Origin of the sequence: Stenotrophomonas sp. AR029, from assembly GCF_047520695.2 — a bacterium.
Lineage (GTDB): Bacteria > Pseudomonadota > Gammaproteobacteria > Xanthomonadales > Xanthomonadaceae > Stenotrophomonas > Stenotrophomonas sepilia.
Window position 1 is genome coordinate 1,026,009 of the sequence record NZ_JAXBQQ020000002.1, and the last position, 24,862, is coordinate 1,050,870.

The following is a 24,862-nucleotide window of genomic DNA, read 5'->3' on the forward strand; positions in this document are numbered from 1 at the left end:
CGGGGGCCCCGTCCTGGCGACCTCGGTCGAAGCGGCGGACAGCCAGCTGAATGGGCCGCTGGGCCGGTGTGAAATCCACCTTTTCGCGAATCGTCAAGTTCGACGTATAATGTTGGACTTCTTTTTCCAAATCCGGCGCCGACTGGCCCCCTTTCGTATGTCCATCGAAAATCTTCGCAACATCGCCATCGTCGCCCACGTCGACCATGGCAAGACCACCCTGGTCGACCAGCTGCTGAAGCAGTCCGGCACCCTGTCCGAGCGCACCGTCCTCGCCGAGCGCGTGATGGACAGCAACGACCAGGAAAAGGAACGCGGCATCACCATCCTGGCCAAGAACACCGCCATCACCTGGGAAGACAAGAAGACCGGCATCAAGAACCGGATCAACATCGTCGATACCCCCGGCCACGCCGACTTCGGCGGTGAGGTCGAGCGCGTGCTGTCGATGGTCGACACCGTGCTGATCCTGGTTGATGCGATGGACGGCCCGATGCCGCAGACCCGCTTCGTGACCCAGAAGGCCTTCGCGATGGGCTTCAAGCCGATCGTCGTGGTCAACAAGGTCGACCGTCCGGGCGCCCGTCCGGAGTGGGTGATCGACCAGGTCTTCGACCTGTTCGACAAGCTCGGTGCCACCAACGAGCAGCTGGATTTCCCGATCGTCTACGCCTCGGGCCTGAACGGCTACGCGGGCCTGGAAGACACCGTGCGCGACGGCGACATGACCCCGCTGTACGAAGCGATCATGCAGCACGCGCCGAAGCCGGAAGTGGACCCGGAAGGCCCGTTCCAGATGCGCATCAGCCAGCTGGACTACAACAACTTCGTGGGCGTGATCGGCATCGGCCGCATCCAGCGCGGCACCCTGAAGAAGAACATGCAGGTCGCGGTCATTGACCGTGAAGGCAAGAAGCGCAACGGCAAGGTGCTGCAGGTGCTGGGCTTCATGGGCCTGGAGCGCATCGAGCAGGATTCGGCCGAGGCCGGCGACATCGTGGCCATCTCCGGCATCCAGGAGCTGACCATCTCCGACACCATCTGCGCACCGGACTTCCCGGAAGCTCTGCCTGCGCTGACCGTCGACGAGCCGACCATCTCGATGACCTTCCAGGTGAACAATTCGCCGTTCGCCGGCAACAAGGACCTGTCCGGTGGCAAGTTCCTGACCAGCCGCCAGATCAAGGACCGCCTGGACCGTGAAAAGGTCCACAACGTGGCCCTGAAGGTCGAGCAGCTGGAAGACGCCGACAAGTTCCTGGTCTCCGGCCGTGGCGAACTGCACCTGTCGGTGCTGATCGAGAACATGCGCCGTGAAGGCTACGAGCTGGCTGTGTCGCGCCCGGAAGTGATCATCAAGGAAATCGACGGCCAGCTGATGGAGCCGATCGAGCAGCTGGTGGTGGACATCGAAGAAATCCACCAGGGCGGCGTGATGGAAAAGCTGGGCACCCGCAAGGGCCAGTTGAAGAACATGGAATCGGACGGCAAGGGCCGCGTGCGCCTGGAGTACCAGATCCCGGCCCGTGGCCTGATCGGCTTCCAGAACGAGTTCAAGACCCTGACCCAGGGTTCGGGCCTGCTGTTCCACGTGTTCGACCACTACGGCCCGAAGGAACAGGGCGCCATCGCCAAGCGCATCAACGGCGTGATGATCGCCAATGCGCCGGGCGTCACCCCGGCCTACTCGCTGGGTCCGCTGCAGGAACGCGGCAAGCTCTTCGCTGCCGAAGGCGACAACGTGTATGAAGGTCAGCTGGTCGGCATCCACTCCAAGGACAACGACCTGACCGTCAACGCGATCAAGACCAAGCCGCTGACCAACATGCGCGCTTCGGGCAAGGACGATGCGATCCAGCTGACCCCGGCGATCAAGTACTCGCTGGAACAGGCCCTGGACTTCATCGAAGACGATGAGCTGGTCGAGATCACCCCGAAGGAGATCCGCCTGCGCAAGAAGTTCCTGACCGAAAGCGATCGCAAGAAGGCTTCGCGCGGCGGCTGAGCCTGCACCCCGTGAACCAGAGCGGCTACAACCCGGATCCACACCGGCATCCGGGCCTGCACGTCATCGCCCTGCTCGAAGCGAGCAAGGCGTTACTGGCGCTGTTGGCCGCCACCGGGCTGGAAGTGCTCGGACCGCAGCCGCTTCGGCACGGCATCATGGTCCTGATCCGGCGTTTCAGCCTGGATCCGGACCATGGCACCCTGCCCTCGCTGCTGCATATGATCAGCCCCGACGCGGTCCACCTGGCCGCGGCGGGGATGATCGGCTACGGCCTGCTGCACCTGGTCGAAGCCTGGGGCCTGTGGCGGGCCAAGGCCTGGGCCTCCTGGCTGGGCTGCCTGACTGCCTCGCTGTACCTGCCCTTCGACATCTTTGCGATCATCCGCCACCCCGGCTGGCCGTCGTGGACGATCCTGGCGATCAACCTGATCGTGGTCTACGTCCTCGCCCGCGATCTGCGCAAGCGCCACCGCTGAGCAGCGGCTACACTGGGGATTGGAGCCGACCAAGCCGCCCCATGCGCCCGTCCTTGCCGCCTCTGCTGACCTGCCTGCTTGCCACGCTGCCTGTGCTGCTTTCGGCTGGCTGCAGCCCGGCCACGCCCAGCGCGCATGCGGCCGAACCCGCGAGCCGCAACGTGCCCTTCCCGTACGCCGAAACCGATGTCACCGACCTGCAGGCGCAGATGACCGCCGGCGAGCTGGACAGCGCCACCCTGGTCCAGGCCTACCTGCAGCGGATCGCCGCCCTGGATCGGGCCGGCCCCCGCCTGCGCGCGGTGATCGAGCTCAACCCCGATGCCCTGAAGGAAGCCGCCGAACGTGACCGCGAGCGCCGCGATGGGCACCTGCGCGGACCGCTCCATGGCATCCCGGTACTGCTGAAGGACAACATCAACGCCGCACCGATGGCCACCAGTGCCGGCTCGCTGGCCCTGCAGGGGTTCCGCCCTGACGATGCGTATCTGGTGCGGCGCCTGCGCGAGGCCGGGGCCGTGGTGCTGGGCAAGACCAATCTCAGCGAATGGGCCAATTTCCGCGGCAACGATTCGGTGTCCGGCTGGAGCGCGCGCGGTGGCCAGACCCGCAATCCCTATCGCCTCAGCCACTCGCCTTGCGGCTCCAGCAGCGGCAGCGCGGTAGCGGTGGCCGCCAACCTGGCCAGCGTGGCGATCGGCACCGAAACCGACGGCAGCATCGTCTGCCCTGCGGCGATCAATGGCATCGTCGGCCTCAAGCCGACCGTCGGCCTGGTCAGCCGCGATGGCATCATCCCGATTTCCTTCAGCCAGGACACTGCGGGACCGATGACACGCAGCGTCGCCGACGCTGCGGCCGTACTGACCGCAATTGCCGGCCGCGATGATGCCGACCCGGCCACCGCAACCATGCCCGGCCGTGCGGTGTACGACTACACCGCGCGGCTGGATCCGCAGGGACTGCGTGGCAAGCGCATCGGCCTGCTGCAGACGCCGCTGCTGAAGTACCGCGGCATGCCGCCACTGATCGAACACGCCGCCACCGAGCTGCGTCGGGCCGGTGCCGTCGTGGTGCCGGTGGAGCTGCCCAACCAGGGCGCCTGGGCCGACGCCGAACGCAAGGTACTGTTGTACGAGTTCAAGGCCGGGCTGGAGCGTTACTTCAGCACCCACCGCGCTCCCCTGCACAGCCTGGCCGAATTGATCGCCTTCAACCAGGCGCACAGCAAGCAGGAGCTTGGCCTGTTCGGCCAGGAACTGCTGGTAGAGGCCGACGCCACCGCCGGCCTGGCTGACCCCGCCTACATCCGCGCACGCAGCGATGCGCGCCGGTTGGCGGGCCCGGAAGGCATCGATGCGGCCCTCGCCGCCCACCAGCTCGACGCCCTGGTCGCGCCGACCACCGGCGTTGCGTGGCCGATCCGCAGCGAAGGCGACGACTTCCCCGGCGAGAGCTACAGTGCCGCCGCCGTCGCCGGCTATCCCAGCCTCAGCGTGCCGATGGGCCAGATCGATGGCCTGCCGGTCGGCCTGCTGTTCATGGGCACCGCCTGGAGCGAACCGAAGCTGATCGAAATGGCGTACGCCTACGAACAGCGCACCCGCGCGCGGCGGCCACCGCACTTCGGCACCGACACGCTGATCGACGCCGGCGAGCCTTGATCCGGTAGTGCCGGCCGCTGGCCGGCGCTACCGTTCGGGTTCCGGCTCCATCGGCACGATTGCCGCCTCACCGTCTTCAGCCCCCGGCGAACGCACATCTGCAGTACGTGCGCGTGGACCACGCGGCATGTCCAGCTCGTCAGCATGCTGCAGCCGCGCACGCAGCTGCGGCAGCGAGTGCGGATGCTCACGCGCGAGGAAATCGAGCATGCGCTCGCGTACCAGGCAACGCAGGTCGAACGCGTCGCCGGAGCTGCGCGCACTCACCAGCAGGCGCACCTGGATCGCGCGCTCGCTGGTTTCGGTCACCTGGGTCACGCAGACCCGGCCATCCCACAACGCTTCGCCCCGGCAGATGCGCTCCAGTTCAGCACGGATCGCCGCAATCGGGGCACGATAATCCAGCCACAGGAAGGCTGTGCCGAGCAGGTCAGCGCTACGCCGCGTCCAGTTCTGGAAGGGGTTCTCGATGAACCAGGTCAACGGCACCACCATCCTCCGCTCGTCCCAGATGCGTACCACCACGTAGCTGCTGCCGATCTCCTCGATGCGTCCCCACTCGCCCTCGACGATCACCACATCGTCCAGCCGGATCGGCTGGGTCACTGCAATCTGCAGGCCAGCGATCAGGTTGCCGAACACTGGCTTTGCGGCGATACCGGCCACCAGGCCGATGAGGCCCGCCGAGGCCAGCAGCGCGGTGCCGATCTTCTGCACCATGGGGAAGGTCAGCAGCACCAGCGAAGTGCCCAGCACGATGATGCCGCCCATCAGCACGCGGCTGAGTACCCGCGTCTGGGTCTGGATGCGGCGCGCTTCCAGATTATCGGAGACATCGATGGGATGGCTGCGCAGGATGGCCCGCTCACCCGCTGCCACTGCGCGTACCAGCAACCAGATGAAGCAGGCGGTCAGTGCGATATGCAGCACCCGTTGCAGGCTGCCCAGAAGGGGATCCTGCAGCGGCGTGGCCTGCAACGCAGGAATCAACAGCAGCAGCGGCCATGCGGTGGCCATTGGCAGCCCGAGCACACGCCCGATGCGCGCGCGCCGCCGATCACGCCCTTTCAGCCGATGATAGATCCACAGGATCAGCCACGCGCCGATACCGCCCACCACCACGGCCAATCCCAACGGCCATGCGTAGGCCTGTGCGCTCTGCCAGTGCACCCTTGTCACCTCCAGTCGAACCGCCAAGTGGACAGCCTCGCGCATGGCACATGAGCGTCACGTCAGCCGTTCGTAAGAAGGGTGTTGGTCGGCAGGGCTTGCAGCCTGCACCTGCGGTAGTGCCGGCCGCTGGCCGGCAACCTCAACAGCAACAGCCGAAGCAGAAGCGGGTTTGCTGTGGGATGGCGGGGTGGGTCCGGTTGCGGGGGGCGCTGCAAGTACACCTCCGGGGCCCGGCCCAGCCGCTGGCGGCTGTGCGTTCGGGCGCTTGCGAAGCAGTGCTTCGCAAGCAAAGCGCCCTCACCCATGTAAGCTCGGTCGCCGCATCCATGCGGCTCACGCCCCCGCAACCGGACCCACCCCGCCTACGACAGATCTCCGCGATCTGCAGTAGATCCACGCCATGCGTGGATGAATCTCCATCGGAATCGAATATTTCGAATTGGATTCCAAAAGCATCCACGCATGGCGTGGATCTACCGTGTCGACCAAGGTCGACACCTACCAGCAGCCGAGTGAACCTGTCGAAGGTGGGGCGGTGTCGGGGTGCGGGGTGTCAGCCGCATGGATGCGGCTGCCAAGCCTACAAGGACGTACTTGCGGTGTCCCCGCACTCCGACACCGTCCCGCCAACCCACGGATAGCCCGCTTTTGACGTTGACGTTGACGTTGCTCTGGCTCGTAGCAGGTGCAGGGCTGCAAAGCCCTGCCGAAAAATCCTTACCGCACTTGCTCCTGCTTGCGCACGATCGCCATCGCGATCTCCAGCGACTGCTCGTAGTTCAACCGCGGGTCCACCGTCGAACGATACGCACGCTCCAGGTCGCGCTCGGTCAGTTCGCGCGCGCCGCCGATGCACTCGGTCACGTCCTCGCCGGTCAGTTCCAGGTGCACACCGCCCAGGCGCGTACCGGCGGCCGCATGCAGATCGAACGACATCTCCACCTCGCCACGCACGTTGTCGAAGCGGCGTGTCTTGAAACCGTTGGCGGTGCTTTCGGTATTGCCATGCATCGCATCGCACACCCACAGCACGCGGCGACCATCACGCTTGACCGCGTCCAGCAGCGGCGGCAGTTTCTCGGCGATCTGCGTCGCGCCCATCCGATGGATGAAGCTCAGGCGGCCCGGCTCGTCATGTGGGTTGAGCACATCGATCAGGCGCAGCAGCTGGTCCGGCGTCACCGACGGGCCCACCTTGATCGCAATCGGATTGCGCACGCCACGCAGGTACTCCACGTGCGCGCCATCGAGCGCGGCCGTGCGCATGCCGATCCACGGGTAATGCGTGCTCAGGTTCAACCAGCCCTGCTGGCGCGGCACCTGGCGGGTCAACGCCTGCTCGTAGTGCAGCAGCAGGGCTTCGTGCGAAGTGTAGAAGTCGATGCGGTTGAGGTTGTGCACGCGGGCCCCGGCCAGGGTCTCCATGAAGTGCACCGCATCGCCGATCGAGGCCACCATCTTCTGGTACTCGGCCGCCAGCGGCGAGTGGCTTACCCACTCCAGGTTCCAGTATTCGGGGTGGTGCAGGTCGGCGAAACCGCCGTCGATCAGCGCACGCACGAAGTTCATCGTCATCGCCGAATGCGCGTGGGCCTGCAGCATCCGCTTCGGGTCCGGCAGGCGTGCTGCCTCGGTGAAGGCCGGCGCGTTGATCACATCGCCGCGGTAGCTGGGCAGGGTCACGCCGTCGCGGGTCTCGGTGTCGGCCGAGCGCGGCTTGGCGTACTGGCCGGCGAAGCGGCCCACGCGGATCACCGGCTGGCGCAGGCCGTGCACCAGCACCAGGCTCATCTGCAGCAACACCTTCAATCGGTTGGAAATGGTGCCCGATTCGCAGTCGCTGAAATTCTCGGCACAGTCGCCGCCCTGCAGCAGGAAGCGCTTGCCTTCCTGGGCCTCGGCCAGCTGCTGCTTCAACGCCAGGATCTCCCACGAGGTGACCAGCGGCGGCAGCCGCTTCAGCTCGTGCAGAGCGGCGTCCAACGCCACCGGGTCCGGGTAGGTCGGCATCTGCAGCGCGGTCTTGCCACGCCAGCTCTCCGGCGACCAGGCAGCGCCAGCGGTGGTCGCGTCGGAATCGGAGGCGGGCGGAACGGCGGACAGGCTCATTGCAGACTTCCGGGGTGGGGGGCGGCCATGGTCGCAGAGCCAGCCGCTGACGCAAAGGCCCACCCCCACCGCCCCGGCCACCTGAACGGCAGGGAAAGGCCAACGCCAGCAGCCAGATCCGGCATGGCCAGCCGCACGGGACAGGCGCATGATTTGTTACGGAGTAACACTTGCACGTCATGGACCGGCCCCTTCCACGCCCAGCCGCCCCCTCTCTCACCATGAAGCCCTCGCCCCTCGCTACCGGTATTACCTTCGCCCTGGCCTTGGCCAGCCTGCCCGCCTTCGCCGCAACGACCGACGACACCTCTTCCTCCGTCAAGGATCTGGACGCAGTCACTGTCCACGCCCAGCTCGACCAGGCCCGCAACGCGCTGTCGCCGGACATCGGCAGCAGCCAGTACCAGATCACCGCCGAGGACATCCAGAAGCAGCCGCTGGGTGCCTCCGCGCCGCTCAGCCAGGTACTGCTGCAGGCCCCGGGCGTGGTCCAGGATTCCTATGGCGGCGTGCACGTGCGCGGCGACCACGCCAATCTGCAGTACCGCATCAATGGCGTACTGCTGCCCGAATCGATCTCCGGCTTCGGCCAGACACTGGATGCCCGCACCGTCAAGAGCATCCGCCTGATGGATGGCGCGCTGCCGGCGCAGTTCGGCGAGCGCACCGCTGCAGTGGTCGACATCACCACCCGCAATGGTGCCGAGCTCGGCAATGGCGGCAGCGCCGGTCTGACCGCAGGCTCGTTCGGCAAGATCAATCCGAACGCCTCGTGGTGGGGCAACCAGGGGCGATGGAGCTGGTTCCTGACTGGCAACTACGACCAGAACGAGGTTGGCCTGGAAAACCCGACCCGCTCGCGCAAGCCGCTGCACGACGACACCCACCAGGGCAAAGCGTTCGCTGACCTCACCTACCTGGTCAACGAGAACACCCGCCTGAGCGTGTTCGCCGGCTTCGCCAACAACCGCTTCCAGATCCCGGTCAACCCCGGGCAGACCCCGCAGTTCGGTTACCTGGACACCACCACCTTCGACTCCAGCCAGCTGGATGAAACCCAGCGCGAAACCACCCGCTTCGGCATGCTGGTGCTGCAGGGCGCGCTGGGCAGCACCGCCTACCAGCTGTCCGCCGGGCAGCGCTACAGCGATGTGGCGTTCAACCCGGATGTCATCGGCGACCTGGTATTCAGTGGCGTCGCCTCGCAGGTGCAGCGCAGCAACCGCGCCAACACGCTGCAGGCCGATTTCTCCACCCCGCTGGGCAACGACCACACGCTGCGCTATGGCCTGTACGGCAACTACGAGAACGCGCGGGCCAGCAACAGCAGCTGGGTGTTCCCGGTCGATGACGCCGGCCAGCAGTCCAGCACCACGCCGCTGCTGATACCTGACCGCAGTGCCTTCCATGCCAGCACGCTGGCGTTGTACGTGCAGGATGAATGGAAGATCGGCGACGACTGGACCGTCAACTACGGCCTGCGCGGCGATCGCTACAAGGCCTTTGGCCACACCGAGGGCCAGCTCAGCCCCCGCCTGGGCGTGGCCTGGAATGCCAGCGACAGCACCACCGTGCATGCCGGCTATTCGCGTTACTTCACGCCGCCGGCCAGTGAGCTGATCGCCAGCAGCGATATCGCGCTGTACGACGGCACCACCAACCAGCAGCCGAGCGGCGGCAACAACACGCCACTGGCCGAGCGCAGTGACTACTACGACATCGGCGTATCGCATCAGCTGGGCGAACACCTGACCCTGGGCTTGGACGCGTACGACCGCCGTGTTGCGCGCCTGCAGGACGAAGGCCAGTTTGGTGCCGCCTACATCTATTCGACGTTCAACTACCGCCGCGGCCATATCCGTGGCCTGGAGTTCAGTGCCGACTACAGCAACGGTCCGTTCAGCGCTTACGTCAACGCGGCGTACAACAAGGCCATCGGCACCCAGGTCATCACCAGCCAGTACAACCTCGATCCAGAAGCGCTGGCCTATGTGGCCAACCACTGGATCCACCTCGACCACGACCAGAAGCTGACCTCATCGGGCGGCTTCAGCTACGCCTTCGCCGGCCACAACCGGGTCGGCGCCAACTACGTGTTCGGTAGCGGCCTGCGTTCGGACATCGAGGGCGTGCCCAACGGCGGCGAGCTGCCATCCTACCTGCAGGTGAACCTCAGCGCCGGGCATGACTTCAATGCCGACAGTGGCCATCCGCTGCATGTGCAGCTGGCCGTGATCAACGCATTGGATCGCAGCTACCAGCTGCGCGATGGCGGCGGTGTTGGCGTGTTCGCGCCGCAGTGGGGGCCGCGCCGTGGCGCCTACCTGAGCCTGCAGCAGGATTTCTGAGAACGGACCGTGGTAGTGCCGGCCGCTGGCCGGCATCTACGGGAACGCTGCCATCGTTCATGCGGTTGCCGGCCAGCGGCCGGCACTACCCTGCGTTCAGCGCTTGACCTTGCGCAGCGACACCACCAGCGCCCACAGCGCCAGCAGCACGAACCACACGCCCGACCACATCGGCATTGTCAGGCCCAGGAACGTCCAGTCGATATTGCCGCAGTTGCCGGTACCGGTCAGCACCGTGCGGAACACTTCCAGCGGCCCCATGGTCTCGCGCAGGAAGCTCAGCGGCGGGCCGCAGGTCGCCCCCATCTCCGGTGGCAGCATCTGCACGTAGACGTGGCGCGCAGCGATGCCTACGCCGACCGCGGCGGCAATGAAGGCGAGCACGCCGTAGGTTGCCCGGCCAGAACGGTTGGAGGGCCCGTGCAGTGCACCGATCAGGAACAGCAGGCCCAGCGCGGCGAACGCCAGCCGCTGGAAGATGCACAGCGGGCACGGCTCCAGGCCCATCTTCAGCTGCAGGAAGATCGCGTAGCCCAGCAGGCCGGCGCAGATCAGGAAGCCCAGGAAGAACTGGGCGCGGAAGGGCCAGCGCAGTGGATTCATCGTCAACGCTCGAATGGATCAGGCGCCAAGCGTAACCGAGAGTGCATGCCATTCGAACCGCCACAGGTGACGCCTGTCGGAACGGTGCGGGTCAAATCCCGCAGAAACGCAAAAGCCCGGCAGAGGCCGGGCTTTCGCTGTGTCGCATTGGAGCGGTCCGATTACTCGGCCACTTCCTCGGCCACGACCGGACGGTCAACCAGCTCGACGTAGGCCATCGGCGCGTTGTCGCCAGCGCGGAAGCCGCACTTCAGCAGGCGCAGGTAGCCGCCCGGACGGTTCGCGTAGCGCGGGCCCAGGATGGTGAACAGGTTGCCCACGGCTTCGTTGTCGCGCAGGCGGGCGAAAGCCAGACGGCGGTTGGCGACGGAGTCGACCTTGGCCAGGGTGATCAGCGGCTCGGCAACGCGGCGCAGTTCCTTGGCCTTCGGCAGGGTGGTCTTGATCAGCTCGTGCTTGAACAGCGAGGCGGCCATGTTCTTGAACATCGCTTCGCGGTGGGCGCTGGTACGGCTGAACTTACGGCCAGACTTCTGGTGACGCATGGTGATATTCCTTGGTTAATGATGAGGCTGTGTGGATCGTTGTCGCCATCCTGGCGTTGCTGCGCGGACTGCGGATGGTCCTGGCCGCCCGTCCTGGACGACCTGCCCGCGAACCTGCGGTTCGCCGTGGCATGGTGTGGTGCGTTGAAGGCCCCACCGCGAACGGTGGAGCCTTCAGGTATTACCGATATCAGCCCAGCATGCCGTGGCTGGCGACGCCGGCCGGCGGCCAGTTCTCCAGCTTCATGCCGAGCGACAGGCCGCGCTGAGCCAGCACTTCCTTGATCTCGGTGAGCGACTTCTTGCCCAGGTTCGGGGTCTTCAGCAGCTCCACTTCGGTCTTCTGGATCAGATCGCCGATGTAGTAGATGCTTTCAGCCTTCAGGCAGTTGGCCGAACGCACGGTCAGCTCCAGATCGTCGATCGGGCGCAGCAGCACCGGATCCACGCCGTTGTTGGCCGGCTTGGCCGCACCGCGGTCGCGGTGGGTGAAGTCACCGAACACCGACAGCTGGTCGCTGAGGATGTCGGCGGCGGTGCGCACGGCTTCCTCGGCATCGATGGTGCCGTTGGTCTCGATATCGATGACCAGCTTGTCCAGGTCGGTGCGCTGTTCGACACGCGCCGCTTCCACGGCATAGGCGACACGGCGAACCGGCGAGAACGAGGCATCCAGGACCAGACGGCCGATGGCACGGGTTTCTTCGTCCGGACGACGACGCGCGGCAGCCGGCTGGTAGCCGAAACCACGTTCGATCTTCAGACGCATGTTGATTGCCGTGTCCTTGGTCAGGTGGCAGATCACATGGTCGCCGTTCAGGATCTCCACATTGTGGTCGACCTTGATGTCGGCAGCGGTGACAACGCCCGGGCCCTGCTTGGACAGGGACAGGGTGGCGCTGTCGCCGGAGTGCATACGGATGGCCACATCCTTCAGGTTGAGCAGGACTTCGAGGACGTCCTCCTGCAGACCTTCGACCGTGGTGTACTCATGCAACACGCCGTCGATTTCGACTTCCGTGATGGCGAAGCCCGGGATGGACGACAGCAGCACGCGACGCAGGGCGTTGCCCAGCGTATGCCCGTAACCCCGCTCCAAAGGTTCGATAACGACCTTTGCACGGGTGTCGGTAAGGCGTTCGATCTGCGGACCGCGAGGACGCAGAACCTGGTTGGCGGTAACCGTCATGTTGCGGGTTCTCCTAGTGAACCCCCGGCCGTCGCCGGGGGCTCTCCAATGTGAATTACTTCGAATACAGCTCGACGATCAGCGCTTCGTTGATGTCCGCAGGCAGATCCGAACGATCCGGAACAGCCTTGAAGATGCCGGTGAACTTGCCGGAATCCACTTCAACCCACGACGGGCTCAGGTCATGCTGGGCGGCGACGGTCAGGGCTTCCTGGACGCGCAGCTGCTTGGCAGCCTTTTCGGACAGAGCGATGGCGTCGCCAGCCTTGACCTGGTACGAAGCCAGGTTGACCGACTTGCCATTCACGGTGACGCCGCGGTGCGACACCAGCTGACGGGCAGCCGGACGGGTCACGGCGAAGCCCATGCGGTAGACGACGTTGTCCAGGCGGGTTTCCAGCAGCTGCAGCAGGTTCTCGCCGGTGTTGCCCTTCTTGGTCGAGGCCTTCTTGTAGTAGTTGCGGAACTGACGCTCCAGCAGGCCGTAGATACGCTTGACCTTCTGCTTTTCACGCAGCTGGGTGGCGTAGTCGGACAGCTTGCCCTTGCGGGCAGTGGCGCCGTGCTGGCCGGGCTTCTGCTCCAGCTTGCACTTGGAGTCCAGCGCACGCGCCGGGCTCTTCAGGGACAGGTCGGCGCCTTCGCGGCGGGCGAGCTTACAGGTAGGACCGATATAACGAGCCATTTCTTATCGCTCCCTTTAGACGCGACGCTTCTTCGGCGGACGGCACCCGTTGTGCGGGATGGGCGTCACGTCGATGATGTTGGTGATCTTGTAGCCGACGTTGTTCAGCGAACGCACGGCCGACTCACGGCCCGGACCCGGGCCCTTGATGCGGACTTCCAGCGACTTCACGCCGTAGTCCAGCGCAGCACGACCGGCCTTTTCAGCAGCCACCTGGGCAGCGAACGGGGTCGACTTGCGCGAACCGCGGAAGCCAGCGCCACCGGAGGTCGCCCACGACAGAGCGTTGCCCTGGCGGTCGGTGATGGTGACGATGGTGTTGTTGAACGAAGCGTGGACGTGGGCAACGCCGTCGGTGACGACGCGCTTGATCTTCTTCTTGGTCTTAGCAGCGGGCTTAGCCATTTCTCAGTCCCTTACTTCTTGATCGCCTTGCGCGGACCCTTGCGGGTGCGGGCGTTGGTACGGGTGCGCTGGCCACGCAGCGGGAGGCCACGACGGTGACGCAGGCCGCGGTAGCAGCCCAGGTCCATCAGGCGCTTGATCGCGATGCCGATCTCACGGCGCAGATCGCCTTCCACGATGTACTTGCCGACTTCGGCGCGCAGGCGCTCGATTTCCGGCTCCGACAGATCGCGGATCTTGGTGGTCGAAGCAACGCCTGCGACTTCGCAGACCTTCTTCGAACGGGTACGGCCGATGCCGTAAATGCTTTGCAACCCGACCCAGACGTGCTTCTGGGCTGGCAGGTTGACGCCTGCAATACGCGCCATGACGCGGTTCTCCAGCTGAGTGATGGCCGACAGCGCGCCTCGGGCACGCCAATCCGGCAGGATGGATCAAAAAAGTGAACTAGCGATACTAACAAGGTTCCGGTTTACATGGAAGCCCGTGAAACCATTGGTTTCATGAACCCGGCCTGGGGAGTGTGCCCAGGCTCCGGCGCCGGATGGGGTTGGACCTGGGGTTTCCCCCGGGACCGCCCGCGCTACTCCAGCGCGGGACCACCTCATCACACCCCCACCCGGAACCGCTGCGGGGGCCGCCCTTCGTTTGTGTGGCCGGAGTCCGCGAAGCGGAGGGACCATCACGTCAGGAAGACGAAAGTATAACAGGCCTATCAGCCGCGGGCAAAACCGCCGCGGTTGCCGCCCTTCAGGTTGGCCTTCTTCAGCAGGCTCTCGTACTGATGGGACATCAGGTGTGCCTGCACCTGGGCGATGAAGTCCATCACCACCACCACCACGATCAGCAGCGACGTGCCACCGAAGTAGAACGAGGCATTCAGCTGCGTGCGCATCAGTTCCGGCAGCAGGCAGACGATCACCAGGTAGGCCGAGCCGGCCGCGGTCAGGCGGGTCAGCACGCCGTCGATGTAGTCGGCGGTGGCCTTGCCCGGACGGATGCCCGGAATCAAAGCGCCCGACTTCTTCAGGTTGTCGGCGGTTTCCTGCGAATTGAACACCAGCGCGGTATAGAAGAACGCGAAACCGGTGATCAGCGCAGCGAACACGATCATGTGCAGCGGCTCGCCCGGGCCCAGGGCATTGGCGACCTTCTGCAGGACCTGGCCGAAGCTGCTCTGGTTGGCAGCCTGGCCGGACCACATGGCCAGGGTGGCCGGGAAGGCCAGCAGGCTCGAGGCGAAGATCGCCGGGATGACGCCGGCCATGTTGAGCTTCAGCGGCAGGAACGAGGTCTGGTTCATGTACGCGTTGCGACCGCCCTGGCGGCGCGCGTAATTGACCGTGATCCGGCGCTGGCCACGCTCCACGAACACCACGAAGAAGGTGAAGGCGAGTACGACGATGGCGATCAGCAGGAGCTGGATGAACTGGATGTTGCCGTCGCGGTAGGCGTCGAAGGTGTGGATGACCGCACCCGGCAGACCGGCGACGATACCGGCGAAGATGATCAGCGACACGCCGTTGCCGATACCGCGTTCGGTGACCTGCTCACCGACCCACATCAGGAACATGGTGCCGGCAGTCAGTGCGACCACCGCGGTGAGCACGAAGCCCATGCCGGGGGCGTACACGACCGGAGCGCCCGACGGCGAAACCTGGCCCTGCAGGGCCAGCGCGATCGAACCGCCCTGCACCACTGCCAGCAGCACGGCGCCGATGCGCGAATACTGGGTGATCTTGCGGCGGCCGGACTCACCTTCCTTCTGCATCGCCTTCAGGGCGGGGAAGATGTGCACGGCCAGCTGCATCACGATCGATGCCGAGATGTACGGCATCACGTTCAGCGCAAAGATGCTGAAACGGTGCAGGGCGCCGCCCGAGAACATGTTGAACATGTCCACGATGCCGCCGCCCTGCTGTTGCATCATGGCAAGCATGGCATCGGGATTGACGCCCGGCACCGGCACGTAGCAGCCGATGCGATAGACGATCAAAGCCCCGACGACGAACAGCAAACGTTGGCGAAGTTCAGTGAACTTGCCCATTCCGCCCGCGAGGTTACCGATGCCAGCTTGCGCCATGATTTTCTTACTCCGTTACGCTGCCGCCGGCAGCTTCGATCGCAGCCTTGGCACCAGCCGTGGCAGCAATACCCTTCAGGGTGAACGCCTTGGTCACTTCGCCCTTGACGACGACCTTGGCCTTCTTGGCAGTGCTCGGGACCAGCTTGGCAGCACGCAGGGCGGCGAAGTCGATCTCACCGGCCGGCAGCTTGTCCAGCGCGTACAGCAGCACTTCAGCGGTGTCCTTGGCGATCGGCGAACGGAAGCCGATCTTCGGCAGACGACGCTGCATGGGGGTCTGGCCGCCTTCGAAGCCAGCCTTGATCTTGCCGCCACCCTTGCGGGCGAACGAACCCTTGTGGCCGCGGCCGGCAGTCTTGCCCAGGCCCGAGCCGATACCGCGGCCGACGCGGGTGCGCTCGGTGCGGGCGCCCGGTGCCGGGCTCAGTTCATTGAGACGCAGAGTCATGGTCGATTACTCCTCAACCTGGACGAGGTACTGAACCTTGTTGATCAGGCCGCGCACCTGCGGGCTGTCCTTCAGTTCACGCACATCGTTGAGCTTGTTCAGGCCCAGGGCACGCACCGACAGGCGGTGACGCGACTGGGTGCCACGCAGGCCACGCACCAGGCGGACCTTCACAGTCTTGTTGGACTCATTAGCCATGGTTGAGTTCCTCCACCTTCTTGCCACGCTTGGCCGCGATGCGGGCCGGCGACTGCGCAGCAGTCAGGCCCTTCACGGTGGCGCGCACCAGATTGATCGGGTTGCGCGAACCGGTGGCCTTGGCCAGCACGTTCTTCACGCCAACGGCTTCCAGCACGGCGCGCATCGCACCGCCGGCGATGACGCCAGTACCTTCCGAAGCCGGCTGCATGAACACGCGGGCTGCGCCGTGACCATCCTTGATGGTGTGCCACAGGGTGCCGTTGTTCAGGTCAACGCTGACCAGGTTCTTGCGGGCCTGTTCCATCGACTTCTGGATGGCGACCGGCACTTCGCGGGCCTTGCCATAACCGAAACCGACCTTGCCTTCGCCGTCGCCGACCACGGTCAGGGCGGTGAAGGTGAACTGGCGGCCACCCTTGACGGTCTTGCTGACGCGGTTGACCGCGACCAGCTTTTCGATCATGCCGTCGTCGATCTTCTCTTCGCGGTTACGGTCGCGATCGCGACCCCGCTGCTGACGCTCTTCTGCCATGTTGATTCCTTGGTTGTTTGGGTATGTACGGCTCGAGGCCGCTTATGGTTGTGGAGTGACGCGTTGTTCCGGTGGACCGCTGCAGAAGAGCGGCGCCGTCCAGCCTCACTCAGGCTGGCGAGCAGGCAGGCAGGAGGCCATCGGCCCCCTGCCCTTGTCCCTTAGAACTGCAGGCCGGCTTCGCGGGCGGCTTCTGCCAAGGCCTTGATGCGGCCGTGGTAGCGGTAGCCCGAACGATCGAAGGCAACCTTCTCGATGCCGGCGGCCTTGGCGCGCTCGGCAACGATGCGGCCGACCTTGGCAGCGGCATCGGCGTTCTTGCCGTTCTTCAGGCCTTCCTTGACGTCGGTCTGGGTGGTGTTGGCGGCAGCCAGCACCTTCGAACCGTCAGCGGTGAAGACCTGGGCGTACAGGTGCTGGCCGGTGCGCAGCACCGACAGGCGGGCGACGCCGAGCTCACGGATGTGGGCGCGGGTCGACTTGGCGCGACGCAGGCGGGCGATGTTCTTGTTCATGATGTTTTTTCCTTGAAAGCGGAAGCGCCTAATTAGGCCTTCTTGGCTTCCTTACGGATGATGACTTCGTCGGAGTACTTCACGCCCTTGCCCTTGTACGGCTCCGGCTTGCGGAACGCACGGATCTTGGCGGCGACTTCACCGACGACCTGCTTGTCAGCGCCCTGGACCAGGATCTCGGTCTGGGTCGGGGTGGAAATGGTGATGCCTTCCGGCGCCACGAACACGACCGGATGCGAGAAACCGAGCGACAGGCTCAGATCCTTGCCCTGCATGGCAGCACGGTAACCCACGCCGACCAGCTCCAGCTTGCGCTCGAAGCCTTCGGACACGCCCTTGACCATGTTGGCCAGGATCGCGCGCACGGTACCGGTCAGCGCGACCAGGTCGGCGCTCTCGGTGCTCAGGGTGGCAACGCCGCTGTCGACGTTGATGGCAATACCGGCCGGCTTGACCAGCGACAGGGTGCCCTTCGGGCCCTTGACGGTGACACTTTCCGACTGGACGTTCAGTTCGACCTTACCCAGGGTGACGGGCTTCTTGGCTACGCGGGACATAGTTCTACTCCTTTCGCCTTAGGCCACGAAGCACAGGACTTCGCCGCCGACGCCCAGCTGGCGCGCCTGCGCATCAGTCATGATGCCCTTGGAGGTGGAAATGATGGAGATGCCCAGGCCATTCATGACCTTCGGCAGCTCGCTCTTGCCGCGGTACTGGCGCAGGCCCGAACGCGAGAAGCGCTTCAGGGTCGCGATGACCGGCTTGCCTTCGAAATACTTCAGCACGATTTCCAGCTCGGCCTTGTTGTTTTCCAGCTGGGTCACGCGCAGGTCGGTGATGTAACCCTCGTCCTTCAGGACCTGGGCGATCGCAACCTTGATCTTGGACGACGGGGCTTTCACCGTCTGCTTGCCAACCGCAGCCGCATTCTTGATGCGGACCAGCAGGTCGGCGATGGGATCAGTCATGCTCATATGAGTACCTTTGAGTGCACCGATATCCGCTTTCGCGAAAATCTGTTGTCTCCTGGAAACGGGCCAGGTCCCTTGATGCAGCGGGCCGGGGCCCACTCCTACAACCCCGTTTGCGCAGGGCAAGACGCGGGAGTATACGCCAAAAGAGCCCGACTTGCGCCGGGCTCTTCGGGTTTTTTCGCAGAAAGGAAGCTGAACGCCTCCCTCCCCCGGTTCAGAAGCCCCCGAGGGGGCTCCTGATCGCAGGGCCGGCTGGGATTACCAGCTGGCCTTGCGCAGGCCCGGGACGTCGCCACGCATGGTGGCTTCGCGCAGCTTGTTGCGGCCGAGGCCGAACTTGCTGTACACGCCACGCGGACGACCCGACAGCTCGCAACGGTTGCGCTGGCGGCTCGGCGACGAATCGCGCGGCAGCTTGGCCAGCTTGGTTGCGGCGTCGATCTTCTCTTCGTAGGTCGCGTCCACGGAGGACACGATCTTCTTCAGAGCCGCACGCTTCTCAGCGTACTTCTTGGCCAGCTTTTCCCGCTTGATGTCGCGGTTGACCATGGAGGTCTTTGCCATTTCGGTTTCCTCGACAGATCAGTTACGGAACGGGAACTTGAACGCTGCCAGCAGCGCCTTCGCTTCCGCGTCGGTCTTCGCAGTGGTGGTGATGGCGATATCCATACCGCGGATCGCGTCGACGGCGTCGAAGTCGATTTCCGGGAAGATGATCTGTTCCTTCACACCCATGTTGAAGTTGCCGCGGCCGTCGAAGGAACGACCGGAAACACCACGGAAGTCGCGCACGCGCGGCAGCGAGATGTTGATCAGGCGGTCCAGGAACTCGTACATCTTGTGGCGACGCAGCGTGGTCTTGCAGCCGATCGGCCAACCATCACGGATCTTGAACGACGCAACCGAGATACGCGACTTGGTGACAACCGGCTTCTGGCCGGAAATCTTGGTCATGTCCGCGACGGCGTTTTCCAGGATCTTCTTGTTGGTGGCAGCCTCGCCGACACCCATGTTCAGGGTGACCTTGACGAGCTTCGGTACTTCCATCGGATTGGTGTAGCCGAACTGCTTCATCAGCGCCGGCACCACTTCTTCCTTGTAGATCTTTTCGAGACGGGAAGTCATCTTCACATTCCTCAGGCGTCGAGCGCCTCACCGCTGGAGCGGAACACACGCAGTTTGCGTCCATCCTCCAGCACCTTGAAGCCAACGCGTTCGCCCTTGCCCGAAGCCGGGTTCAGCACGTTCACGTTGGAGATATGGATCGAAGCTTCGCGCTCGACCACGCCGCCGGCAACACCTGCCTGCGGGTTCGGCTTGGTGTGGCGCTTGACGATGTTCACGTTGGCGACGACCACGCGGTCGCCGTCGACGCGGACGACTTCGCCCTGCTTGCCCTTGTCCTTGCCAGCGTTGACGACAACCTGGTCGCCCTTCTTGATACGGTTAGCCATGATTATCTCCTGTCGCTCACAGCACTTCGGGAGCGAGCGAGACGATCTTCATGAACTTCTCCGAACGAAGTTCACGGGTCACCGGCCCGAAGATACGGGTACCGATCGGCTCCTGCTTGTTGTTCAGCAGGACGGCAGCGTTGCCGTCGAAGCGGATCAGCGAACCGTCGGCGCGACGCACACCCTTGCGGGTACGCACCACGACGGCGTCATACACTTCACCCTTCTTGACCTTGCCGCGCGGAATCGCATCCTTCACGGTGACCTTGATGATGTCGCCGATACCGGCGTAACGGCGCTTGGAACCACCCAGCACCTTGAAGCACATCACCTGCTTGGCACCCGAATTGTCCGCGACGTCAAGGTAGCTCTGCATCTGGATCATGATTCAGACTCCTTATTCAGCCGCACGCGTGATGACTTCCACCACGCGCCAGTTCTTGGTCTTGGACATCGGAGCAATCTCGGTCACGCGGACGACGTCGCCTTCCTTGCAGGCGTTGTCGGCATCGTGGGCGTGCAGCTTGGTCGAGCGCTTGATGTACTTGCCGTACAGCGCGTGCTTGACCTGACGCTCAACCAGGACGGTAACCGTCTTGTCCATCTTGTTGCTGACGACACGGCCTTCGACCGTGCGCAGCGTCTTCTTTTCAGTATTGTCGCTCATAGCGGCCATCCTTACTTCGTGCTGCCGAGCAGGGTCTTGACGCGAGCAATCTCGCGACGGACCCGGCGAATGTCGTGGGTCTTCGGCAGCTGGCCGGTGACCTGCTGCATACGGACAGAGAACTGTTCCTTACGCAGGTCGATCAGGTGGGCCTTGAGTTCGTCAGCCGACTTTTCACGGAGAGTTTTGATATCCATCAGCGCACCGTACGGGTCACGAAAGTGGTGGTGACCGAGAGCTTGGCGGCGGCCAGGCGGAACGCCTCGCGAGCCACTTCCTCGGAAACACCCTCGATTTCATAGATCATGCGGCCGGGCTGGATCTGGGCCACCCAGTATTCCACGTTACCCTTACCCGAACCCATTCGGACTTCGATGGGCTTCTTGGTGATGGGCTTGTCGGGGAACACGCGGATCCACATCTTGCCGCCGCGCTTGACGTAGCGGCTGATCGAGCGGCGGGCCGCTTCGATCTGGCGCGCGGTCAGCTGACCGTGTGCGGTTGCCTTCAGGCCGTATTCGCCGAAGCTGACAGCGTTGGCGCTCCAGCTCAGGCCATCGTTACGGCCCTTGTGTACCTTGCGGTACTTGGTTCGCTTGGGTTGCAACATTGTCGTTACCTCGCTTCACGGGCCGGGCGCTGACGGTCACCGCGGTCGCCGCGATCGTGACGATCGTTGCGCGACGGGGTGTCGTCCTGCTTTTCCTGGCCAACCTGGGAGAAATCGAAGACCTCGCCCTTGTAGATCCAGACCTTGATGCCGATGATGCCGTAGGTCGTCTTGGCTTCAGCGAAGCCATAGTCGATGTCGGCACGCAGGGTGTGCAGCGGCACGCGGCCCTCGCGGTACCACTCCGAACGGGCGATTTCTGCACCGTTGAGGCGGCCACCGACGTTGACCTTGATGCCCAGGGCACCCAGGCGCATCGCGTTGCCGACCGAGCGCTTCATTGCACGGCGGAACATGATGCGACGCTCCAGCTGCTGGGCGATCGACTCGGCAACGAGCTGCGCGTCCAGTTCCGGCTTGCGCACTTCGGTGACGTTGATGTGCGCCGGGACGCCCATCATCTCGCTCACTTCCTTGCGCAGCTTCTCGATGTCCTCACCGCGCTTGCCGATCACCACGCCCGGACGGGCGGTGTGGATCGTCACGCGAGCGGTCTTGGCCGGACGCTCGATCAGGATCTTGCTGATGCCGGCCTGAGCCAGCTTCTTGCGCAGCATGTCGCGCACTTTCAGGTCGGCTGCCAGGTAACCGGCGAACTCGGCCTTGTTGGCGTACCACTTGGAGTTCCAGTCCTTGGAAATGCCGAGGCGGATACCAATCGGATGAACTTTATGACCCATGGTCTTTTCCTTATCCGCTTACTTGGCGGCGCCCACAACCACAGTGATGTGGCTGGTGCGCTTGAGGATGCGGGTACCGCGGCCTTTCGCCCGCGCCATGAAACGCTTCAGGGTCGGACCTTCATCAACCATGATGGTCTGAACCTTCAGCTCGTCGACGTCGGCGCCCTGGTTGTTCTCGGCGTTGGCAATTGCCGACTCCACCACCTTCTTGATCAGGTGGGCAGCCTTCTTGTCCGAGAACTTCAGCAGGTTGACCGCACGTTCGGCCGGCAGACCGCGCACCTGGTCAGCGACCAGACGAGCCTTCTGCGGGGAGATGCGCGCAGTGCGCAGGATGGCTTTCGCTTCCATTGTCATCTCTCCTTACTTGCCCGACTTCTTGTCACCACCGTGACCCTTGAAGGTCCGGGTGATGGCAAATTCGCCGAGCTTGTGGCCGACCATGTTCTCGTTGACGAGAACCGGGATGTGGTTCTTGCCGTTATGCACGGCAATGGTGATGCCTACCATGTCAGGCAGGATCATCGAACGGCGCGACCAGGTCTTGATCGGCTTCTTGCTGCCCGCAGCGGCCTCCACCTTCTTGACGAGGTGGTGATCGACGAACGGGCCCTTCTTGAGTGAACGTGCCATGGTCGATTAGCCCCTACGATCGCGGACGATGAACTGCTGAGTGCGCTTGTTATGGCGCGTCTTGTAACCCTTGGTCGGGACACCCCACGGGGTGACCGGATGCGGGTTACCCTGGCCGGCCTTGGCCTCACCACCACCGTGCGGGTGGTCAACCGGGTTCATGGCAGCACCACGAACGGTCGGGCGGACGCCGCGCCAACGCTTGGCACCGGCCTTGCCCAGCTTTTCCAGGCTGTGCTCGTCGTTGCCGACTTCGCCGATGGTGGCGCAGCACTCGACCGGAACCTTGCGCATTTCACCCGAGCGCAGGCGCAGGGTGGCGTAGATGCCCTCACGAGCCACCAGCTGCACGGCCGCACCAGCGGCGCGAGCGATCTGAGCGCCCTTGCCCGGCTTCAGCTCGATGCAGTGGATGGTGGTACCGACCGGGATGTTGCGCAGCGGCAGGGTGTTGCCGGCCTTGATCGGGGCGTCCGAACCAGCGATCACCTGATCACCAGCCTTCAGGCCCTTCGGGGCGATGATGTAGCGACGCTCACCGTCGACGTAGCACAGCAGAGCGATGTGGGCGGTGCGGTTCGGATCGTATTCGATGCGTTCCACGCGCGCCGGGATGCCCAGCTTGTTGCGCTTGAAGTCGATGATGCGGTAGTGCTGCTTGGCACCACCACCGACGTGACGCACGGTGATGCGACCGTGGTGGTTACGACCACCCGAGCGGCTCTGCGACTCGACCAGCGCGGCGTGCGGAGCACCCTTGTGCAGGTCGGGGGTGACCACGCGCACGGCCGAACGGCGGCCGGGGGAGGTGGGCTTGAATTTCATCAATGGCATGGGATGTACCTCAGGCCTTGGCCGTTACATCGATCGACTGGCCGTCGGCCAGGCGAACGTACGCCTTGCGCCAATCGCCGCGGCGGCCAGCACGGTTACGGAAGGACTTGTTCTTGCCCTTGACGTTGACCACGTTGACGGCTTCGACCTTGACGTCGAACAGCTGCTCAACCGCGGCCTTTACATCGGCCTTGGTGGCTTCGTTCGAAACTTCGAAGACATACTGATTGGAGAGTTCCTGCAGGCGCGCGGTCTTTTCCGAGACACGCGGGGCACGCAGCACGCTGAAGATTTTTTCGTTGCTGTTCATGCCAGCCACTCCTCGACCTTCTTGACCGCGTCAGCGGTGATGACGACCGTGTCGGCACCCACCAGCGAGACCGGGTCCAGACCCTGCACATCACGCACCTGCACGTACGGCAGATTGCGGGCGGACAGGTACAGGTGCTCGGACGCTTCCTCGGTGACGATCAGCGGGCGCTTGCCCACTTCCAGGCCGGCCAGCTTGGCGATCAGACCCTTCGTGCTGGTGGCTTCGACGTCGAAGGCCTCCACGATGGTCAGACGGCCCTGACGGTTCAGCTCGGACAGGATCGCGCACATGGCGGCACGGTACTGCTTGCGATTGACCTTCTGCTCGAAGCTGCGCGGCTTGGCCGCGAAGGTGACACCGCCGCCGACGAAGATCGGAGCCGTCAGTGCGCCATGACGCGCGCCGCCGCCCTTCTGCTTCTTCGACTTCTTGGTGGTACCAGCCACTTCGGAGCGAGTCTTCTGTGCCTTGGTGCCGGCGCGACCGGCGTTGCGGTAAGCAACGACGACCTGGTGGACCAGATCTTCGCTGAAATCGCGACCGAACACGGCTTCGGAGACCGAGACCTTGTTGTTGCTACCCGTGATAACGAGTTCCATCGTCATCTCTCCTTATGCCTTGCTCGCCGGACGGACGATCACATCGCCACCCGCCGCGCCCGGAACGGCGCCGCGAACCGCGATCAGACCGCGCTCGACGTCGACCTTGACCACTTCCAGGTTCTGGGTGCTCTGCTGCACCGCGCCCATGTGGCCCGACATCTTCTTGCCCGGGAAAACGCGACCCGGGGTCTGGCGCTGACCCAGCGAACCCGGCGCGCGATGCGACAGCGAGTTACCGTGGGTTGCATCGCCCATACGGAAGTTGTGGCGCTTGATGGTGCCCTGGAAGCCCTTACCCTTGGTGACACCCTGGACGTCGACGATCTGGCCGACTTCGAAGATGTCCGCCTTGACTTCGCCGCCAACGGCGAAATCGCCGAGCTGCGCGTCTTCAACGCGGAATTCCCACAGGCCGCGACCCGCTTCCACCTTCGCCTTGGCGAAGTGGCCGGCTTCCGGCTTGTTGACCAGGGCAGCGCGACGCGCGCCGACGGTCACCTGCACGGCGCTGTAGCCGTCGGTTTCGACGGTCTTGATCTGCGCGATGCGGTTCGGGGTTGCTTCGATCAGGGTCACCGGGATGGAGCGGCCATCTTCAGTGAACACGCGGCTCATGCCGGCCTTGCGGCCCACGAAGCCCAACGAATACTTCTTCGTCATGGTCGTAGTCCTCAGGTCAGCTTGATCTGAACGTCGACGCCGGCAGCCAGTTCGAGCTTCATCAGCGCGTCCACGGTCTTGTCATTCGGGTCAACGATATCGAGCACGCGCTTGTGCGTGCGGGTCTCGTACTGGTCACGCGCGTCCTTGTCGACGTGCGGGGAAACGAGAACGGTGTAACGCTCGATCTTGGTCGGCAGCGGGATCGGGCCACGCACTTGCGCGCCGGTCCGCTTTGCCGTTTCAACGATCTCGCTGGCCGAACGGTCGATCAGACGATGATCGAACGCTTTCAGCCGGATCCGGATCTTTTGGTCCGCCATGGCGGTAGGTTCCTTCGTTAAAAGAGCGACAGACAAAGCCTCTGGGTTGCTTTGTCCCATGA

34 protein-coding genes are annotated in these 24,862 nt (G+C 64.2%); 4 read left to right on the top strand and 30 right to left on the bottom strand.

Features of this window, described 5'->3' with window-relative positions:
- Positions 1-157 precede the first annotated feature (157 nt).
- The 3 genes from typA to ACM0PB_RS11340 are packed head-to-tail and all read left to right on the top strand — an operon-like array spanning position 158 to position 4,148.
- Positions 158-2,005, top strand: coding sequence for a translational GTPase TypA (gene typA, locus ACM0PB_RS11330; RefSeq protein WP_005415427.1), 1,848 nt, complete (start codon positions 158-160; stop codon positions 2,003-2,005).
- 11 nt (positions 2,006-2,016) lie between these two features.
- On the top strand, positions 2,017-2,484 hold the full coding sequence (locus tag ACM0PB_RS11335) for a DUF2127 domain-containing protein (RefSeq protein WP_049414692.1): 468 nt from the start codon (positions 2,017-2,019) through the stop codon (positions 2,482-2,484).
- 41 nt (positions 2,485-2,525) lie between these two features.
- Positions 2,526-4,148, top strand: coding sequence for an amidase (locus ACM0PB_RS11340; RefSeq protein ID WP_069138926.1), 1,623 nt, complete (start codon positions 2,526-2,528; stop codon positions 4,146-4,148).
- 27 nt (positions 4,149-4,175) lie between these two features.
- Here ACM0PB_RS11340 and ACM0PB_RS11345 read toward each other — a convergent pair whose 3' ends face one another.
- Both ACM0PB_RS11345 and ACM0PB_RS11350 read right to left on the bottom strand, forming a co-directional pair.
- Entirely contained in the window at positions 4,176-5,363 is a 1,188-nt protein-coding gene (locus tag ACM0PB_RS11345; RefSeq protein ID WP_329953150.1) for a mechanosensitive ion channel family protein, read from the bottom strand.
- Between the two features lie 675 nt (positions 5,364-6,038).
- Entirely contained in the window at positions 6,039-7,430 is a 1,392-nt protein-coding gene (locus ACM0PB_RS11350) for a class II 3-deoxy-7-phosphoheptulonate synthase (protein WP_414604522.1), read from the bottom strand.
- A 221-nt stretch (positions 7,431-7,651) separates the two neighbouring features.
- Between ACM0PB_RS11350 and ACM0PB_RS11355 the strand changes: the two genes are divergently transcribed.
- Positions 7,652-9,778 (top strand): TonB-dependent receptor, encoded by a 2,127-nt coding sequence (locus ACM0PB_RS11355; protein ID WP_414604521.1) that lies wholly within the window; start codon positions 7,652-7,654, stop codon positions 9,776-9,778.
- A gap of 96 nt (positions 9,779-9,874) precedes the next feature.
- Here ACM0PB_RS11355 and ACM0PB_RS11360 read toward each other — a convergent pair whose 3' ends face one another.
- From ACM0PB_RS11360 to rpsJ, 28 genes are all read right to left on the bottom strand, one after another.
- Entirely contained in the window at positions 9,875-10,381 is a 507-nt protein-coding gene (locus ACM0PB_RS11360) for a disulfide bond formation protein B (RefSeq protein WP_065186362.1), read from the bottom strand.
- A gap of 161 nt (positions 10,382-10,542) precedes the next feature.
- Complete coding sequence (rplQ, locus tag ACM0PB_RS11365; RefSeq protein WP_005408217.1) at positions 10,543-10,926, bottom strand: 50S ribosomal protein L17; 384 nt, start codon at positions 10,924-10,926, stop codon at positions 10,543-10,545.
- A 190-nt stretch (positions 10,927-11,116) separates the two neighbouring features.
- The gene (locus tag ACM0PB_RS11370) at positions 11,117-12,115 is read right to left on the bottom strand and encodes a DNA-directed RNA polymerase subunit alpha (protein WP_005408216.1); all 999 of its coding nucleotides are present in this window, start codon (positions 12,113-12,115) and stop codon (positions 11,117-11,119) included.
- Positions 12,116-12,170: 55 nt separating this feature from the next.
- A complete protein-coding gene (gene rpsD / locus ACM0PB_RS11375) occupies positions 12,171-12,800 on the bottom strand; it encodes a 30S ribosomal protein S4 (RefSeq protein ID WP_004145446.1) in 630 nt (209 codons plus the stop codon).
- Positions 12,801-12,815: 15 nt separating this feature from the next.
- Positions 12,816-13,205: a 30S ribosomal protein S11 gene (gene rpsK, locus ACM0PB_RS11380; protein WP_004145443.1), complete on the bottom strand. Its 390-nt coding sequence runs from the start codon at positions 13,203-13,205 to the stop codon at positions 12,816-12,818.
- A gap of 11 nt (positions 13,206-13,216) precedes the next feature.
- A complete protein-coding gene (gene rpsM, locus ACM0PB_RS11385; protein ID WP_004154500.1) occupies positions 13,217-13,573 on the bottom strand; it encodes a 30S ribosomal protein S13 in 357 nt (118 codons plus the stop codon).
- A gap of 347 nt (positions 13,574-13,920) precedes the next feature.
- Entirely contained in the window at positions 13,921-15,288 is a 1,368-nt protein-coding gene (gene secY, locus ACM0PB_RS11390) for a preprotein translocase subunit SecY (RefSeq protein ID WP_005415420.1), read from the bottom strand.
- Positions 15,289-15,295: 7 nt separating this feature from the next.
- Positions 15,296-15,739, bottom strand: a complete 444-nt coding sequence (gene rplO / locus ACM0PB_RS11395) for a 50S ribosomal protein L15 (protein ID WP_004154498.1) — start codon at positions 15,737-15,739, stop codon at positions 15,296-15,298.
- Positions 15,740-15,745: 6 nt separating this feature from the next.
- Positions 15,746-15,937 carry a 50S ribosomal protein L30 gene (rpmD, locus tag ACM0PB_RS11400; RefSeq protein WP_005408214.1) on the bottom strand — a complete coding sequence of 64 codons (192 nt, stop codon included), beginning with the start codon at positions 15,935-15,937 and terminating at the stop codon, positions 15,746-15,748.
- Entirely contained in the window at positions 15,930-16,472 is a 543-nt protein-coding gene (rpsE, locus tag ACM0PB_RS11405) for a 30S ribosomal protein S5 (RefSeq protein WP_005415419.1), read from the bottom strand. The genes rpmD and rpsE overlap by 8 nt, the downstream gene beginning before the upstream one ends.
- Positions 16,473-16,633: 161 nt before the next feature.
- Positions 16,634-16,987 (bottom strand): 50S ribosomal protein L18, encoded by a 354-nt coding sequence (rplR, locus tag ACM0PB_RS11410; RefSeq protein ID WP_004154495.1) that lies wholly within the window; start codon positions 16,985-16,987, stop codon positions 16,634-16,636.
- 32 nt (positions 16,988-17,019) lie between these two features.
- Positions 17,020-17,544 carry a 50S ribosomal protein L6 gene (rplF, locus tag ACM0PB_RS11415; RefSeq protein ID WP_005415418.1) on the bottom strand — a complete coding sequence of 175 codons (525 nt, stop codon included), beginning with the start codon at positions 17,542-17,544 and terminating at the stop codon, positions 17,020-17,022.
- Between the two features lie 18 nt (positions 17,545-17,562).
- Positions 17,563-17,961: a 30S ribosomal protein S8 gene (gene rpsH, locus ACM0PB_RS11420; protein WP_005415417.1), complete on the bottom strand. Its 399-nt coding sequence runs from the start codon at positions 17,959-17,961 to the stop codon at positions 17,563-17,565.
- A 258-nt stretch (positions 17,962-18,219) separates the two neighbouring features.
- On the bottom strand, positions 18,220-18,525 hold the full coding sequence (gene rpsN, locus ACM0PB_RS11425) for a 30S ribosomal protein S14 (protein WP_005408209.1): 306 nt from the start codon (positions 18,523-18,525) through the stop codon (positions 18,220-18,222).
- An 18-nt stretch (positions 18,526-18,543) separates the two neighbouring features.
- Positions 18,544-19,086 carry a 50S ribosomal protein L5 gene (gene rplE / locus ACM0PB_RS11430; protein WP_005415416.1) on the bottom strand — a complete coding sequence of 181 codons (543 nt, stop codon included), beginning with the start codon at positions 19,084-19,086 and terminating at the stop codon, positions 18,544-18,546.
- Between the two features lie 11 nt (positions 19,087-19,097).
- Positions 19,098-19,415: a 50S ribosomal protein L24 gene (gene rplX / locus ACM0PB_RS11435; protein WP_004154490.1), complete on the bottom strand. Its 318-nt coding sequence runs from the start codon at positions 19,413-19,415 to the stop codon at positions 19,098-19,100.
- Positions 19,416-19,431: 16 nt separating this feature from the next.
- The gene (gene rplN, locus ACM0PB_RS11440; RefSeq protein WP_010483978.1) at positions 19,432-19,800 is read right to left on the bottom strand and encodes a 50S ribosomal protein L14; all 369 of its coding nucleotides are present in this window, start codon (positions 19,798-19,800) and stop codon (positions 19,432-19,434) included.
- A 12-nt stretch (positions 19,801-19,812) separates the two neighbouring features.
- Positions 19,813-20,082 carry a 30S ribosomal protein S17 gene (gene rpsQ / locus ACM0PB_RS11445; protein ID WP_004154489.1) on the bottom strand — a complete coding sequence of 90 codons (270 nt, stop codon included), beginning with the start codon at positions 20,080-20,082 and terminating at the stop codon, positions 19,813-19,815.
- An 11-nt stretch (positions 20,083-20,093) separates the two neighbouring features.
- A complete protein-coding gene (rpmC, locus tag ACM0PB_RS11450; protein ID WP_004154487.1) occupies positions 20,094-20,279 on the bottom strand; it encodes a 50S ribosomal protein L29 in 186 nt (61 codons plus the stop codon).
- Positions 20,279-20,692 carry a 50S ribosomal protein L16 gene (gene rplP / locus ACM0PB_RS11455; protein WP_004154486.1) on the bottom strand — a complete coding sequence of 138 codons (414 nt, stop codon included), beginning with the start codon at positions 20,690-20,692 and terminating at the stop codon, positions 20,279-20,281. The genes rpmC and rplP overlap by 1 nt, the downstream gene beginning before the upstream one ends.
- Before the next feature lie 5 nt (positions 20,693-20,697).
- Positions 20,698-21,432, bottom strand: coding sequence for a 30S ribosomal protein S3 (gene rpsC / locus ACM0PB_RS11460; RefSeq protein WP_005415414.1), 735 nt, complete (start codon positions 21,430-21,432; stop codon positions 20,698-20,700).
- A gap of 18 nt (positions 21,433-21,450) precedes the next feature.
- Positions 21,451-21,786: a 50S ribosomal protein L22 gene (gene rplV / locus ACM0PB_RS11465; RefSeq protein ID WP_004145348.1), complete on the bottom strand. Its 336-nt coding sequence runs from the start codon at positions 21,784-21,786 to the stop codon at positions 21,451-21,453.
- Between the two features lie 12 nt (positions 21,787-21,798).
- Complete coding sequence (gene rpsS, locus ACM0PB_RS11470) at positions 21,799-22,068, bottom strand: 30S ribosomal protein S19 (protein ID WP_005415413.1); 270 nt, start codon at positions 22,066-22,068, stop codon at positions 21,799-21,801.
- Positions 22,069-22,074: 6 nt separating this feature from the next.
- Positions 22,075-22,902, bottom strand: a complete 828-nt coding sequence (gene rplB, locus ACM0PB_RS11475) for a 50S ribosomal protein L2 (RefSeq protein ID WP_004145339.1) — start codon at positions 22,900-22,902, stop codon at positions 22,075-22,077.
- A 10-nt stretch (positions 22,903-22,912) separates the two neighbouring features.
- Positions 22,913-23,212 (bottom strand): 50S ribosomal protein L23, encoded by a 300-nt coding sequence (gene rplW, locus ACM0PB_RS11480; protein WP_004145338.1) that lies wholly within the window; start codon positions 23,210-23,212, stop codon positions 22,913-22,915.
- A complete protein-coding gene (rplD, locus tag ACM0PB_RS11485) occupies positions 23,209-23,814 on the bottom strand; it encodes a 50S ribosomal protein L4 (RefSeq protein WP_005415412.1) in 606 nt (201 codons plus the stop codon). The genes rplW and rplD overlap by 4 nt, the downstream gene beginning before the upstream one ends.
- A 12-nt stretch (positions 23,815-23,826) precedes the next feature.
- The gene (rplC, locus tag ACM0PB_RS11490; RefSeq protein WP_004145336.1) at positions 23,827-24,477 is read right to left on the bottom strand and encodes a 50S ribosomal protein L3; all 651 of its coding nucleotides are present in this window, start codon (positions 24,475-24,477) and stop codon (positions 23,827-23,829) included.
- Positions 24,478-24,488: 11 nt separating this feature from the next.
- Complete coding sequence (gene rpsJ, locus ACM0PB_RS11495; RefSeq protein ID WP_005408208.1) at positions 24,489-24,800, bottom strand: 30S ribosomal protein S10; 312 nt, start codon at positions 24,798-24,800, stop codon at positions 24,489-24,491.
- Positions 24,801-24,862: the final 62 nt, after the last annotated feature.

Excerpts from the sequence above, each read along its gene's own strand:
- rpmD (WP_005408214.1), bottom strand. The coding sequence starts at position 15,937 with ATGGCTAATGAGTCCAACAAGACTGTGAAGGTCCGCCTGGTGCGTGGC.
- rpsK (WP_004145443.1), bottom strand. The coding sequence starts at position 13,205 with ATGGCTAAGCCCGCTGCTAAGACCAAGAAGAAGATCAAGCGCGTCGTC.
- rplE (WP_005415416.1), bottom strand. The coding sequence starts at position 19,086 with ATGACTTCCCGTCTCGAAAAGATCTACAAGGAAGAAGTGGTGCCGGCG.
- rpsS (WP_005415413.1), bottom strand. The coding sequence starts at position 22,068 with ATGGCACGTTCACTCAAGAAGGGCCCGTTCGTCGATCACCACCTCGTC.
- rplO (WP_004154498.1), bottom strand. The coding sequence starts at position 15,739 with ATGACTCTGCGTCTCAATGAACTGAGCCCGGCACCGGGCGCCCGCACC.
- rplF (WP_005415418.1), bottom strand. The coding sequence starts at position 17,544 with ATGTCCCGCGTAGCCAAGAAGCCCGTCACCCTGGGTAAGGTCGAACTG.
- rplD (WP_005415412.1), bottom strand. The coding sequence starts at position 23,814 with ATGGAACTCGTTATCACGGGTAGCAACAACAAGGTCTCGGTCTCCGAA.
- rplV (WP_004145348.1), bottom strand. The coding sequence starts at position 21,786 with ATGGAAGCGAAAGCCATCCTGCGCACTGCGCGCATCTCCCCGCAGAAG.
- rplB (WP_004145339.1), bottom strand. The coding sequence starts at position 22,902 with ATGCCATTGATGAAATTCAAGCCCACCTCCCCCGGCCGCCGTTCGGCC.
- rplN (WP_010483978.1), bottom strand. The coding sequence starts at position 19,800 with ATGATCCAGATGCAGAGCTACCTTGACGTCGCGGACAATTCGGGTGCC.
- rpsQ (WP_004154489.1), bottom strand. The coding sequence starts at position 20,082 with ATGAGCGACAATACTGAAAAGAAGACGCTGCGCACGGTCGAAGGCCGT.
- rpsC (WP_005415414.1), bottom strand. The coding sequence starts at position 21,432 with ATGGGTCATAAAGTTCATCCGATTGGTATCCGCCTCGGCATTTCCAAG.
- ACM0PB_RS11345 (WP_329953150.1), bottom strand. The coding sequence starts at position 5,363 with ATGCGCGAGGCTGTCCACTTGGCGGTTCGACTGGAGGTGACAAGGGTG.
- rplW (WP_004145338.1), bottom strand. The coding sequence starts at position 23,212 with ATGAACAGCAACGAAAAAATCTTCAGCGTGCTGCGTGCCCCGCGTGTC.
- rplQ (WP_005408217.1), bottom strand. The coding sequence starts at position 10,926 with ATGCGTCACCAGAAGTCTGGCCGTAAGTTCAGCCGTACCAGCGCCCAC.
- ACM0PB_RS11350 (WP_414604522.1), bottom strand. The coding sequence starts at position 7,430 with ATGAGCCTGTCCGCCGTTCCGCCCGCCTCCGATTCCGACGCGACCACC.
- ACM0PB_RS11370 (WP_005408216.1), bottom strand. The coding sequence starts at position 12,115 with ATGACGGTTACCGCCAACCAGGTTCTGCGTCCTCGCGGTCCGCAGATC.
- rplR (WP_004154495.1), bottom strand. The coding sequence starts at position 16,987 with ATGAACAAGAACATCGCCCGCCTGCGTCGCGCCAAGTCGACCCGCGCC.
- rpsH (WP_005415417.1), bottom strand. The coding sequence starts at position 17,961 with ATGAGCATGACTGATCCCATCGCCGACCTGCTGGTCCGCATCAAGAAT.
- ACM0PB_RS11355 (WP_414604521.1), top strand. The coding sequence starts at position 7,652 with ATGAAGCCCTCGCCCCTCGCTACCGGTATTACCTTCGCCCTGGCCTTG.
- rpsE (WP_005415419.1), bottom strand. The coding sequence starts at position 16,472 with ATGGCAGAAGAGCGTCAGCAGCGGGGTCGCGATCGCGACCGTAACCGC.
- rplC (WP_004145336.1), bottom strand. The coding sequence starts at position 24,477 with ATGACGAAGAAGTATTCGTTGGGCTTCGTGGGCCGCAAGGCCGGCATG.
- ACM0PB_RS11340 (WP_069138926.1), top strand. The coding sequence starts at position 2,526 with ATGCGCCCGTCCTTGCCGCCTCTGCTGACCTGCCTGCTTGCCACGCTG.
- rpsM (WP_004154500.1), bottom strand. The coding sequence starts at position 13,573 with ATGGCGCGTATTGCAGGCGTCAACCTGCCAGCCCAGAAGCACGTCTGG.
- ACM0PB_RS11360 (WP_065186362.1), bottom strand. The coding sequence starts at position 10,381 with ATGAATCCACTGCGCTGGCCCTTCCGCGCCCAGTTCTTCCTGGGCTTC.
- secY (WP_005415420.1), bottom strand. The coding sequence starts at position 15,288 with ATGGCGCAAGCTGGCATCGGTAACCTCGCGGGCGGAATGGGCAAGTTC.
- rpsN (WP_005408209.1), bottom strand. The coding sequence starts at position 18,525 with ATGGCAAAGACCTCCATGGTCAACCGCGACATCAAGCGGGAAAAGCTG.
- rpmC (WP_004154487.1), bottom strand. The coding sequence starts at position 20,279 with ATGGATATCAAAACTCTCCGTGAAAAGTCGGCTGACGAACTCAAGGCC.
- typA (WP_005415427.1), top strand. The coding sequence starts at position 158 with ATGTCCATCGAAAATCTTCGCAACATCGCCATCGTCGCCCACGTCGAC.
- rplX (WP_004154490.1), bottom strand. The coding sequence starts at position 19,415 with ATGGCTAACCGTATCAAGAAGGGCGACCAGGTTGTCGTCAACGCTGGC.
- rplP (WP_004154486.1), bottom strand. The coding sequence starts at position 20,692 with ATGTTGCAACCCAAGCGAACCAAGTACCGCAAGGTACACAAGGGCCGT.
- rpsD (WP_004145446.1), bottom strand. The coding sequence starts at position 12,800 with ATGGCTCGTTATATCGGTCCTACCTGTAAGCTCGCCCGCCGCGAAGGC.
- rpsJ (WP_005408208.1), bottom strand. The coding sequence starts at position 24,800 with ATGGCGGACCAAAAGATCCGGATCCGGCTGAAAGCGTTCGATCATCGT.